Here is a 12,883-nt window from a genome sequence, read left to right as displayed (position 1 = left end):
CGGACAGCACCTGTTACATCACGGGTGGCTTCCGCGTGACTTCGGGGTCACCCGCGTCCGTCTCGTGGACGCAGGTGCCCATCCAAGCCGACTCCCGGCTACTCTGACGCCGTGCGGCAAGCCCCGCCCCGCCGGGGAAGCCGCATAGCCGACAGCCGTCGCATCTCAGGGAGCCCTTACATGGCCTCGTCGCCAACGTCCCCTTCCGCCGACAGCCGGGCCCGTGTGTCCGCGCTCCGCGAGGCGCTCGCCACCCGAGTGGTGGTCGCCGACGGAGCCATGGGCACGATGCTCCAGGCCCAGGAGCCCACTCTCGAGGACTTCCAGCAGCTGGAAGGCTGCAACGAGGTCCTGAACGTCACCCGCCCGGACATCGTCCGCTCCGTCCACCAGGCGTACTTCGACGCCGGCGTGGACTGCGTGGAGACCAACACGTTCGGGGCGAACCACTCCGCGCTGGGTGAGTACGACATCTCCGACCGGGTCTACGAGCTGTCCGAGGCGGGCGCGCGGGTGGCCAGGGAGAGCGCGCAGGAGTTCACCGCGCGCGACGGCCGGCCGCGCTGGGTGCTGGGCTCGATGGGCCCGGGCACCAAACTGCCCACCCTCGGCCACACCACCTTCGGGGTGATCCGGGACGCCTACGAGGCCAACGCCGAGGGACTCCTCGCGGGCGGCGCGGACGCGCTGCTGGTGGAGACCACGCAGGACCTGCTCCAGACCAAGGCGGCCGTCCTGGGCGCCCGGCGCGCGATGCGGACGGCCGGGTACGACGTCCCGGTGATCGTGTCGGTGACGGTGGAGACGACCGGGACGATGCTGCTGGGCTCGGAGATCGGCGCGGCGCTGACCGCGCTGGAGCCCCTCGGCATCGACATGATCGGCCTGAACTGCGCCACCGGTCCGGCCGAGATGAGCGAACACCTGCGCTACCTGGCCCGGCACGCCCGGGTCCCGCTGTCCTGCATGCCCAACGCGGGACTGCCCGTCCTGGGCAAGGACGGCGCGCACTACCCGCTGGGCGCGCCCGAGCTGGCCGACGCCCAGGAGACCTTCGTCCGCGAGTACGGACTGTCGCTGGTCGGCGGCTGCTGCGGCACGACGCCGGAGCACCTGCGGCAGGTCGTGGAACGGGTACGGGGCGTGACGCCGCCGGTGCGCGATCCGCGCCCCGAGCCGGGCGCGGCCTCGCTGTACCAGTCGGTGCCGTTCCGGCAGGACACCGCCTACCTGGCGATCGGCGAGCGGACCAACGCCAACGGGTCGAAGAAGTTCCGGGAGGCGATGCTCGAAGGCCGCTGGGACGACTGTGTGGAGATCGCCCGGGAGCAGATCCGCGAGGGCGCGCACCTGCTGGACCTGTGCGTGGACTACGTCGGCCGCGACGGCGTGGCGGACATGAAGGAGCTGGCGGGCCGCTTCGCGACCGCCTCCACCCTGCCGGTCGTGCTGGACTCCACCGAGGTGGAGGTGATCCGGGCGGGCCTGGAGAAGCTGGGCGGCCGCGCGGTGATCAACTCGGTGAACTACGAGGACGGCGACGGCCCCGACTCCCGGTTCGCGAAGGTCACCCGGCTCGCCCGGGAGCACGGAGCGGCGCTGATCGCGCTCACGATCGACGAGGAGGGCCAGGCCCGTACCCCGGAGAAGAAGGTCGAGATCGCCGAGCGGCTGATCACGGACCTGACGGGGAACTGGGGCATCCGTGAGGAGGACATCCTCATCGACACCCTGACCTTCACCATCTGCACCGGCCAGGAGGAGTCCCGCAAGGACGGCGTCGCCACCATCGAGGCCATCCGCGAACTCAAGCGCCGCCACCCGGCGGTGCAGACAACGCTGGGCCTGTCGAACATCTCCTTCGGCCTGAACCCGGCCGCGCGCATCCTGCTGAACTCGGTCTTCCTGGACGAGTGCGTCAAGGCGGGCCTGGACTCCGCGATCGTGCACGCCTCGAAGATCCTGCCGATCGCCCGCTTCGACGAGGAACAGGTCGGCACCGCCCTGGACCTGATCTACGACCGGCGGCGCGAGGGCTACGACCCCCTCCAGAAGCTCATGCAGCTGTTCGAGGGCGCCACGGCGAAGTCGCTGAAGGCGGGCAAGGCCGAGGAGCTGGCCGCGCTGCCGCTGGAGGAGCGGCTGAAGCGGCGGATCATCGACGGCGAGCGCAACGGCCTGGAAGCCGACCTGGAGACCGCCCTCGCCGACCGGCCCGCCCTCGACATCGTCAACGAGACGCTGCTGGACGGGATGAAGGTCGTCGGCGAGCTGTTCGGCTCCGGGCAGATGCAGCTACCGTTCGTGCTCCAGTCCGCCGAGGTCATGAAGGCCGCGGTGGCGTACCTGGAACCGCACATGGAGAAGACGGACACCGAGGGCAAGGGCACGATCGTGCTGGCCACGGTCCGCGGCGACGTGCACGACATCGGCAAGAACCTGGTCGACATCATCCTGTCCAACAACGGCTACACCGTGGTCAACCTCGGCATCAAGCAGCCGGTCTCCGCGATCCTGGAGGCCGCCGAGGAACACCGGGCCGATGTGATCGGCATGTCCGGACTGCTGGTGAAGTCCACCGTGATCATGAAGGAGAACCTGGAGGAGCTGAACCAGCGCGGCCTGGCCGCCCGCTTCCCGGTCATCCTCGGCGGTGCCGCCCTCACCCGCGCCTACGTCGAACAGGACCTGCACGAGGTCTACGACGGCGAGGTCCGCTACGCCCGGGACGCCTTCGAGGGCCTGCGCCTGATGGACGCCCTGATCGGCGTCAAGCGGGGCGTGCCCGGCGCGAAGCTGCCCGAGCTGCGCCAGCGCCGGGTCCGCGCCACGGCCACGGTCGAGGCGGAGGAGCAGCCGCAGCCGGGCCGCTCCGACGTGGCCACGGACAATCCGGTGCCCGCCCCGCCGTTCTGGGGGACCCGGGTCGTCAAGGGCATCCAGCTCAAGGAGTACGCGAGCTGGCTGGACGAGGGCGCGCTGTTCAAGGGCCAGTGGGGACTGAAGCAGGCCCGCACCGGCGAGGGCCCGTCGTACGAGGAGCTGGTGGAGAGCGAGGGCCGGCCCCGGCTGCGCGGCCTGCTGGACCGGCTCCAGACCGACAACCTCCTCGAAGCGGCCGTGGTCTACGGCTACTTCCCGTGCGTGTCCAAGGACGACGACCTGATCCTCCTGGACGAACACGGCAACGAGCGCACCCGCTTCACCTTCCCGCGCCAGCGCCGCGGCCGGCGGCTGTGCCTGGCGGACTTCTTCCGCCCCCAGGAGTCCGGCGAGACCGATGTCGTCGGGTTCCAGGTCGTCACCGTCGGCTCGCGCATCGGCGAGGAGACCGCGAAGCTGTTCGAGGCCAACGCCTACCGCGACTACCTCGAACTGCACGGCCTGTCGGTGCAGTTGGCCGAGGCGCTCGCCGAGTACTGGCACGCGCGCGTGCGCGCCGAACTCGGCTTCGACGGCGAGGACCCGGCCGGCATCGAGGACATGTTCGCGCTGAAGTACCGCGGCGCGCGCTTCTCGCTCGGTTACGGCGCCTGCCCGGACCTGGAGGACCGCGCCAAGATCGCGGAACTGCTGCGGCCCGAGCGGATCGGCGTCCACCTGTCCGAGGAGTTCCAGCTCCACCCCGAACAGTCCACCGACGCCATCGTGATCCACCACCCGGAAGCCAAGTACTTCAACGCACGGTGACGCGCGTCTCACTGGGCACATTGATCGGACAGGCCGTACACTGGTCGGTCCACCGCAGGCCGGTTCCCCACCGGGGAGCCGGCCTGGCCGTCCCGTCAAGGAGGTGCCCCGGATGACCAGCACGGTCCCCGCGCTAGGAACCCGTACGGCCGAAGGCTCCGCCCTGCAAGCGGTCCTCCTGGACATGGACGGCACCCTGGTGGACACCGAAGGCTTCTGGTGGGACGTCGAGGTGGAGGTCTTCGCCGCGCTCGGCCACACCCTGGACGAGACCTGGCGCCATGTCGTGGTCGGCGGCCCGATGACCCGCAGCGCCGGCTTCCTCATCGAGGCGACCGGCGCCGACATCGGCCTCGACGAACTCACCGTGCTGCTCAACGAGGGCTTCGAGAGCCGGATCGGCCGGTCGCTGCCGCTGATGCCGGGCGCCGCCCGGCTGCTCGCCGAGCTGTCCGAGCAGCAGATCCCCACCGCCCTGGTCTCCGCCTCCCACCGGCGCATCATCGACCGCGTGCTGTCCGTGCTCGGCCCGCACCACTTCGCCCTGTCCGTGGCCGGTGACGAGGTCTCCCGCACCAAGCCCTTCCCGGACCCGTATCTGCTCGCCGCGGCGGGCCTCGGCGCCGAGCCGGCCCGGTGCGCCGTGGTCGAGGACACCGCGACCGGGGTCGCCGCGGCCGAGGCCGCCGGCTGCCGGGTGGTCGCCGTCCCGTCCGTCGCGCCCATCGGCCCGGCCGCGGGACGCACGGTCGTCGGCTCGCTGGAACAGGTCGACCTCACATTCCTGCGGGGTCTGATGACGCCCACGCACTAGCCGTTCCCACCCGGTGCCCCGGCTTCCGAAGCGCGCCGCGGAAGCCCATTGACCGCGCCGGACATATTTACGAGGACGTACACCCGGAGGTAATTCACCGGCGTTCGACCGGCCGAATTCCACTGACCGGTGGCACAGTTGGGAGTGTGACGTTCCCCACGCCCGGTGGCCTCGACAACGTTGGCCGAGTGTGCAGAACGGCACCGATCGGATGGTGCGGACGGGTCCTTGTGTCCCGATTGGTGGGATGCTGCACTAATCATGCCGCTGTCGGGTTTTCGGTGTGTCCGCGACCGGTTCCACTGCGTGATGAGGGGTCAGCTCACGCGGCCGTGAACCCCGCTGCGGGCGCGGACTAATCTCATCGCCGAGAACATCGCCGAGAACCCCTGTGATCCGCCGCACCACCCCTGCATGCCGGATACACGGACCCGAACAGCTCTGGAGAAACTCCCGCATGAACCGCAAGACTTTGGTGCTGCCGGCGGTGGCCGGCCTGCTCACCCCGGTTCTCGCCGCGTGCGGCGGATCCGGCAGCGGGGGCAAGAGCGGTGACGCCATCGTCGTCGGTACGACGGACCAGTTCACGGCCACCAAGGACGCCCCGGCGCCCCTCGACCCGGCCTTCGCCTACGACGTCGGCACCTGGAACATCTTGCGCCAGTCCGTGCAGACCCTGATGGCGCAGCCCAAGGGCGAGGGCGAGCCCGTCCCGGACGCCGCCGAGAGCTGCTCCTTCACCGACAGCGGCAGCGAGCGCTACGCCTGCAAGCTGCGCGAGGGGCTGAAGTTCGCCGATGGCGACGCGGTGACCGCCGAGGACGTCAAGTACTCCATCGAGCGGGTGCTGCGCATCAACGCGGACAGCGGTGTCTCCGCCCTGCTGAACACCATCGACACCATCGAGACGCAGGGCGACCGCGACGTCGTCTTCCACCTGAAGACGGCCGACGCCACCTTCCCGTACAAGCTGTCCACGCCGGTCGCGGGCATCATCAACCCGAAGGACTACCCGAAGGACAAGCTGCGCGACGGGTTCGCGGTCGACGGATCCGGCCCGTACACCTTCTCGGCCGACGTCAAGAACGACGCGATCACCACCATCACCTTCACCAAGAACGCCTCCTACCAGGGCAACGTCACGGTGAAGAACGACAAGGTCCAGCTGCGCTCCTTCGCCGACGCCGACGCCATGGGCGCGGCGATCGACAAGGGCGACATCGACGTGATGACCCGCACCATGTCGCCGGCGCAGATCCAGAAGCTGGACGCCGGCGACGACGCGAACGTCGACCTGGTGGACATGTCGGGCCTGGAGATCCGTTACCTGGCCTTCAACACCGACGCCCCCAGCGTCAAGTCCAAGGCCGTACGCCAGGCCATGGCCCAGGTCATCAACCGCGGCGAACTGGTCTCCAAGGTCTACGGCACCCAGGCCGAGCCGCTGTACTCGCTGGTCCCGGCCACCGTCACCGGCCACTCCAACGCGTTCTTCAACAGGTACGGCAACCCCAGCGTCGACAAGGCCAAGCTGCTGCTGTCCAAGGCCGGCATCACCACTCCGGTGAAGCTGACCCTGCACTACACCACCGACCACTACGGCTCGGCCACCCGGCAGGAGTTCGAGGTCCTGAAGAAGCAGCTCGACGACAGCGGGCTGTTCGACGTCTCCATCGAGGGCCACCCGTGGTCGTCCTTCCGGCCCGCCGAGCAGAAGGGCCAGTACGACGTCTACGGCATGGGCTGGTTCCCCGACTTCCCGGACGCCGACAACTTCCTCGCGCCCTTCCTGGACAAGGACAACTTCCTCGGCTCGCCGTACGACAACACCACCATCCAGCGCTCGCTGATCCCGCAGTCCCGCCGCGAGGCCGACCGCCTCGGCGCCACCAAGAGCCTGACCGAGATCCAGAACACCGTCGCCGAGGACGTCCCGGTGCTGCCGCTGTGGCAGGGCAAGCAGTACGTCGCCGCGCGGGACGACATCACGGGCGTGGCCTACACCCTCAACTCCTCCTCGACGCTTCAGCTCTGGGAGCTGGGCCGCGGTGTGAGCGGCTGACGGCTCCTTGCAGCCGGGGCCCGGCACGGTGTGGCCCCGGCGCCCGGTTCCAGGGACGGCCGGAGCCGGGCTGACGAACCGACGACAAGGCATTCCGAGTGAACATGCGCAACCAGTGGCCGGTCCTGCCCCTCGTGGCGGGGCTGGCCTCCGGCCTGCTGACCGGCTGCGGGACCGAGACCGGTGACTCCGGGGACACCGGCTCCTCCGTGGTGATGGGGATGTCCGACGACATCCTCACCACGGACCCGGCATCCGGCTACGACCCCGGCTCCTGGCTGTTGTTCAACAACGTCTTCCAGTCGCTGCTCGGCTTCCCCAAGGGCGCGACCGAACCCCAGCCCGAACTGGCGGAGCGGTGCGGCTTCACCGACGCCCGGGCCATGGTCTACCAGTGCAAGCTGAAGGACGGCCTGAAGTTCAGCAACGGTGACGCCCTCACCTCCGAGGACGTGAAGTTCTCCTTCGACCGCATGCTGAAGATCGCCGACCCCGCAGGTCCCGCGATCATGTTCCCGATGCTCGACAAGGTCGAGACACCGGACGCCAGCACGGCCGTCTTCCACCTGAAGGTGCCCGACGCCACCTTCCCCAGCAAGATCGCCTCCGGTGCCGGCTCCATCGTGGACCACCGCCAGTACGACGCGAACGGTCTGCGCACCGACCACCAGGCGGTCGGCTCCGGCCCGTACAAGCTGGACTCCTTCGACAAGGACCAGGCCGTCTTCTCCGTCAACGGCAACTACCGGGGCACCGCCGAGGTCAACAACTCGGGCGTCACCGTGAAGTTCTTCCACGGCGACCGCACCGCCCTGAAGAAGGCCCTCCTCGACGGCGGCATCGACCTCGCCTACCGCGGTCTGACCGCCTCCGACATCGCCCAGCTGGACGAGCAGAACGACAGCAAGGGCGTCGACGTCATCGAGGGCACCAGCGCCGAGGTGCAGCATCTGGTCTTCAACATGAAGGACCCGGTGGCCGGCAAGCTGGGCGTCCGCAAGGCCATCGCCTACCTCCTGGACCGGGACGCCCTGATCAAGGACGTGTACCAGGACACCGCCACCCCGCTGTACTCGATCATCCCGGCGGGCATCGTGGGCCACAACACCGCCTTCTTCGACACCTACGGCGCCCGGCCCTCCCAGGCCAAGGCCGCCGACGCGCTGCGCGCCGACGGCATCACCGGCAAGGTCAAGCTCACCCTGTGGTCCACGCCGTCCCGCTACGGCCCCGCCACCGACGAGGAGCTGAAGGCCATCGCCGGCCAGCTCAACGCCAGCGGGCTGTTCGACGCCGACGTCCAGTCCGTCGCCTTCGACCAGTACGAGAAGGACATCGCCGCCGGCAAGTACGGCGTGTACGTGAAGGGCTGGGTGCCGGACTACCCGGACGCCGACAACTTCACCGCCCCGTTCTTCGGCAAGGGCAACGTGCTGGACAGCAACTACAGCAACCGCACGATCACCGGGACGCTCCTGCCCGGCACCGCCGCGCAGAGCGACCGCGCGGCGACCGACAAGGACTTCGGCAAGCTGCAGGACATAGTCGCCGACGAACTGCCCGTCCTGCCGGTCTGGCAGGCCAAGCAGTACGCGGTCGTCCGCGACGGCGTGTACGGCCTGGAGTACTGCCTGGACGCCTCCACGGTGTTCCGGTTCTGGGAACTCAGCAAGAGCGGCTGACACCGGACACGGCGAAGGGCGCCCGCTCCCCACGGGGAGCGGGCGCCCTTCGCCGTCTGCTTACTGGGCGCCGGGGCGCACCAGACCGCTCTCGTAGGCGTACACCGCCGCCTGCACCCGGTCCCTGAGCCGCAGCTTCGTCAGCACATGACCCACGTGCGTCTTCACCGTCGTCTCGCTGACGAACAGATCGGCCGCGATCTCCGCGTTGGACAGCCCGCGCGCCACCAGCTTCAGCACCTCCACCTCACGGTCGGTGAGGGTGTGCAGGGTGTCCGGCACCGGATCCTCGCCGGACGGCAGATGCGTGGCGTACTTGTCCAGCAGCCGCCGGGTGATGCTCGGCGCCAGCATGGCCTCGCCGGCCGCCACCACCCGGATCGCCTGCACCAGTTCGTTGGCGGGCGCGTCCTTCAGCAGGAAGCCGCTCGCGCCGGCCCGCAGCGCCTCCACCACGTACTCGTCCAGGTCGAAGGTGGTCAGCACCAGCACCTTGGCCGGGCCGTCCCGCTCCGGACCGGTGATCTGCCGGGTGGCCTCCACCCCGTCCATCCGCGGCATCCGGATGTCCATGAGCACCACATCCGGTTGCAGGGCGCGCACCTGGTCGAGGGCCTGCAGACCGTCACCGGCCTCGCCGACGACGGCGATGTCCTGCTCGGCCTCCAGGATCATCCGGAAACCGGTACGCAGCAGGGGCTGGTCGTCGACCAGTAGGACGCGGATGGCCACGTGACACTCCTTCGCTAGTCCGGCCCCATTCTGCCCTGCCCCCGTCCACCGCCTCACCCGGTCCCGGGCGCCCCGACCGGCAGCGGGTAGGGCGGGGGAGTGCCGCCGAACTCCGGGCAGTGCGCCTGGTGGTCGCACCAGCCGCACAGCTTGGTCGGCCGGGGCCGCCAGTTCCCGGTCTCCGTGGCCTGCCTGATGGCCTCCCACAGCGCGTGCAGCTTGCGCTCCACCCGCTCCAGGTCGGCGAGGACCGGGTCGTACGTCAGCACGTCCCCGCTGCCGAGGTAGACGAGCTGGAGCCGGCGCGGCACGACCCGCTTCAGCCGCCAGACGACCAGGGCGTAGAACTTCATCTGGAACAGCGCGCCCTCGGCGTACTCCGGGCGCGGGGCCTTGCCCGTCTTGTAGTCGACGATCCTGACCTCGCCGGTCGGCGCCACGTCCACCCGGTCGATGATCCCGCGCAGCCGCAGCCCCGACTCCAGCTCGGCCTCCACGAACAGCTCCCGCTCGGCCGGCTCCAGCCGAGTGGGGTCCTCCAGCGTGAACCAGCGCTCCACGAGCCGCTCCGCCTCGGCGAGCCATCCGGCCAGCCGCTCGCCCTCCGGATCGTCGGCGAACAGCTCGGTCACCTCCGGGCGGCTCTCCCGCAGCCGGTCCCACTGGCCCGGGATCAGCGCCTTCGCCCGGGGTGCCGTCCGCTCCCCGGCCGGCGCGTCGAACAGCCGCTCCAGCACCGCGTGCACCAGCGTGCCCCGCGTCGCCGCCGCGCTGGGCTTCTCCGGCAGCCGGTCGATCACCCGGAACCGGTACAGCAACGGGCACTGCATGAAGTCACTGGCCCGAGAGGGCGACAACGAACGCGGCGCGAGCGCACCACGCCCTCCACCAACTCCCCGAGGGCCACCACCGACACCGGATTCCCCACCGGCAACGGCTCCGCGGCCGCTGGAGGAGGCAGCGCTGGCGGTGGCACCGGCCGCATCGCCGGATACGGCACGCGAGCCGGGTCCCTCGCTGGCGGCGGGTTCCTCACCGGCGAGCGGTTCCCTCCCGGTGACGACTCCTTGGCCGCCGGGGGAGGCAGCGCTGGCGGCACCGGCCCCACCACCGGATACGGCGCCCGCGCCGGGTCCCTCACCGGCGACGGGTCCGTGGCCACCGGGGGAAGCAGCGCTGGCAATGGCACCGGCCCCACCACCGGATACGGCGCCCGCGCCGGGTCCCTCACCGGCGGCGGCTTCGTGGCCGCCGGGGGAGGCAACGCTGGCGGCACCGGCCTCATCGCCGGATACGGCACGCGCGTCGGGTCCCGCACTGGCAAGGAGTTCCTCACCGGCGGGCGGATTCTGAGCGGCGGCGGCTCCGTGGCCGCCGGGGGAGGCAGCGCTGGCGGTGGCACCGGGCCCATCGCTGGATGCGGCAGCCGCGTCGAGTCCCGCACTGGCGGGGGGTTCCTCACCGGCGGGCGGTTCCCCGCCGGCGGCGGGTCCGTGGTCACCGGGTGAGGCAGCCTCGACGGTGACACCGGCCTTACCGCCGGATGCGGCAGCCGCGTCGGGTCCCGCGCTGGCGGTGGCTTCGTCACCGGCGGCGGGCGTATCGCCGCCGGGCACGGCACTCGCACCGGGCTCGGCGTGCGCCGTGGCCCCGGCGTCCGTCTCGGCTTCGCCGACCGGTCCGGACGCGCCGACCGGTCCGGACGCGCCGGCCGGTCCGGTGGCGCCGGCGGCCCCGGACGCGTCAGCGGGCCCCGGTTCGGGAACGACCGGTTCCGCTCCGGTTACTGGTCGTGCGTCGGCGGCCGTACCCACGGACGCGGCCGGGTTCGCCTCGGCGGCCGGTTCCGTGGCCGCGACCGGCTCCGCGTCGGCGGCCGGTCCGGACGCGCCGGCCGGTCCGGGGCCGGCACCGACCGGTCCCGCTCCGGTCACTGGTCGCGCTTCGGCAGTCGGCCCCGTGGGCGCGGCCGGCTGCGCCTCCGCTGCCGGCGCCGCTGGTTCCGCCTCGGTGGCCGCTGCCGTGGCCGCGGACGACTCCGCCTCGGCGGTCCGTTCCGTCGCCGTGGGCATCGCGGGGCCCGGCGTCCGGGGCGGTGTGGCCGGTGGCGTCTGGGCGGCGCCGCCCGGCGGGGCCGCTGCCTCGTCGATGCTGCTTTCCATGCCCCCGACCTTACGGCCCGCCACTGACAGTGACCCATTCGCCGGCCGCGTTCACCCCGGCGTCCTCGGGGCAAACACAAAGGGTGCCGGGGCGGAACACGCCACCAAGGCCGCATACCATCGACCAGAGACCTTCCGTCCGGCAGGCGCGGAAGACGCTTCGAACGAGGGGACACCGTGGACGTGAGCGGCGGGAGCGGGCAGCCGCGGTCCGGCAACGACGAGCCGGCCGGACACTCCGCGGAGCCTACGGCCCCGGCGACCGGACCCACCGACCCCTCCCGCCCCGAGCCCACGGCACGTAACCGGCCGGACGCGTCGTCCCCGGAAGACGACCCGTCGTCCCCGGAAGGCGGCGAGGACGGACCCGGCACGAGCGCGGACGACACCGGGAGCGCTCCCGCGGGCAAGCGCGAAGACGACGGCACCACCACCCCGGCCCCGGCGGACGACGGCGCGCGGACGCCCGCCGGCCCCGGCCCGGACCCCGCCCCCGACCACCGTTCCCTCGCCCACTCCGGCATCGCCAAGGGCCGGCCGCCCGGACCGCGGCCGAAGGAGCCCGGCCCCGGCGGCGGCATCCTCATGGGCCGTCCCTTCGGCGTGCCCGTCTACGTCGCGCCGAGCTGGTTCCTCGTCGCCGCCCTGATCACCTGGGTCTTCGGCGGCCAGCTCGACCGCGTGCTGCCCGAGCTGGGCGCCGCCCGCTATCTGGTCTCCCTGTTCTTCGCGGTCGCCTTCTACGCCTCCGTCCTGGTCCACGAGCTGGCCCACACGGTCGCCGCGATCCGCTTCAAGCTGCCGGTCCGCCGCATCCAGCTCCAGTTCTTCGGCGGTGTCTCGGAGATCGAGAAGGAGGCGGAGACCCCGGGCCGCGAGTTCGTGCTGGCCTTCGTCGGCCCGCTGCTCTCCCTGGTCCTGGCCGGCCTGTTCTACCTCGCCCTGAAGCCCGTGGAGCCCGGCACCGTACCGGGAGTCCTGCTGGCCGGACTGATGGTCTCCAACCTCATCGTGGCGATCTTCAACTTCCTCCCGGGCCTGCCCCTCGACGGCGGCCGCATGCTCCGCGCCGTCGTCTGGAAGATCACCGGCAAGCCGATGAGCGGGACCGTCGCCGCCGCCTGGGTGGGCCGCGCCCTCGCCGTCGCCGTCCTGATCGGCCTGCCGCTGCTCAACTCCTCCGGTGCCCTCGGCGGCGGCGGAGAGGACGCGGGCGGCATGGACACCGTCACCGACGCCCTGCTCGCCGCCATCCTCGCCGCGATCATCTGGACCGGCGCCGGCAACAGCCTGCGCATGGCCCGGCTGCGCGAACACCTCCCCGAGCTGCGCGCCCGCACCCTCACCCGGCGGGCCGTGCCGGTCGAGAGCGACACCCCGCTCTCCGAGGCGCTGCGCCGCGCCAACGCCGCCGGGGCCCGCGCCCTGGTCGTGGTCGACGGCGACGGCACCCCGCTGTCCCTGGTCCGCGAGGCCGCCATCGTCGGCGTACCCGAACACCGCCGTCCCTGGGTGGCGGTCGGCGGGCTCGCCCAGGACCTCACCGACGGCATGCGGGTCTCCGCCGAGCTGGCCGGCGAGGAGCTGCTGGACGTGCTGCGCGCCACCCCGGCCACCGAGTACCTGGTGGTCGAGGAGACCGGCGAGATCTATGGCGTCCTCTCCGCCGCCGACGTGGAACGCGCCTTCGTCCGGGCGATGGCGCGGCCCGCCTGACCCGCCGTACACCGGTCGCACGCCC

Annotated in this window: 6 protein-coding genes and 1 pseudogene; 5 read left to right on the top strand and 2 right to left on the bottom strand. The window is 71.4% G+C overall.

Annotation, left to right across the window (positions count from 1 at the left end):
• The first annotated feature begins 180 nt into the window (after positions 1-180).
• The 4 genes from metH to ACZ4SV_RS21210 all read left to right on the top strand — a co-directional run bounded on the left by metH (position 181) and on the right by ACZ4SV_RS21210 (position 8,248).
• Entirely contained in the window at positions 181-3,690 is a 3,510-nt protein-coding gene (metH, locus tag ACZ4SV_RS21225; RefSeq protein WP_468005984.1) for a methionine synthase, read from the top strand.
• Positions 3,691-3,802: 112 nt separating this feature from the next.
• Positions 3,803-4,504: an HAD family hydrolase gene (locus ACZ4SV_RS21220; protein WP_468005983.1), complete on the top strand. Its 702-nt coding sequence runs from the start codon at positions 3,803-3,805 to the stop codon at positions 4,502-4,504.
• A 457-nt stretch (positions 4,505-4,961) separates the two neighbouring features.
• Positions 4,962-6,566 (top strand): ABC transporter substrate-binding protein, encoded by a 1,605-nt coding sequence (locus ACZ4SV_RS21215; RefSeq protein WP_365879740.1) that lies wholly within the window; start codon positions 4,962-4,964, stop codon positions 6,564-6,566.
• Positions 6,567-6,664: 98 nt separating this feature from the next.
• Positions 6,665-8,248, top strand: a complete 1,584-nt coding sequence (locus tag ACZ4SV_RS21210) for an ABC transporter substrate-binding protein (protein ID WP_468005982.1) — start codon at positions 6,665-6,667, stop codon at positions 8,246-8,248.
• 60 nt (positions 8,249-8,308) lie between these two features.
• Here the strand turns inward: ACZ4SV_RS21210 and ACZ4SV_RS21205 are convergent, their stop codons facing one another.
• Entirely contained in the window at positions 8,309-8,980 is a 672-nt protein-coding gene (locus tag ACZ4SV_RS21205; protein WP_365941581.1) for a response regulator transcription factor, read from the bottom strand.
• Positions 8,981-9,033: 53 nt separating this feature from the next.
• Positions 9,034-9,855 (bottom strand): annotated as a pseudogene (locus ACZ4SV_RS21200) (RecB family exonuclease); the annotation flags it as partial.
• A gap of 1,464 nt (positions 9,856-11,319) precedes the next feature.
• Between ACZ4SV_RS21200 and ACZ4SV_RS21195 the strand changes: the two are divergent.
• Positions 11,320-12,858, top strand: coding sequence for a site-2 protease family protein (locus tag ACZ4SV_RS21195; protein ID WP_468005981.1), 1,539 nt, complete (start codon positions 11,320-11,322; stop codon positions 12,856-12,858).
• Positions 12,859-12,883 lie beyond the last annotated feature (25 nt).

It is taken from the genome of Streptomyces sp. NPDC027672, from assembly GCF_055566335.1.
Note: the sequence above shows the minus strand (reverse complement) of the source record. Positions and strands in the feature narration are given on the sequence as shown.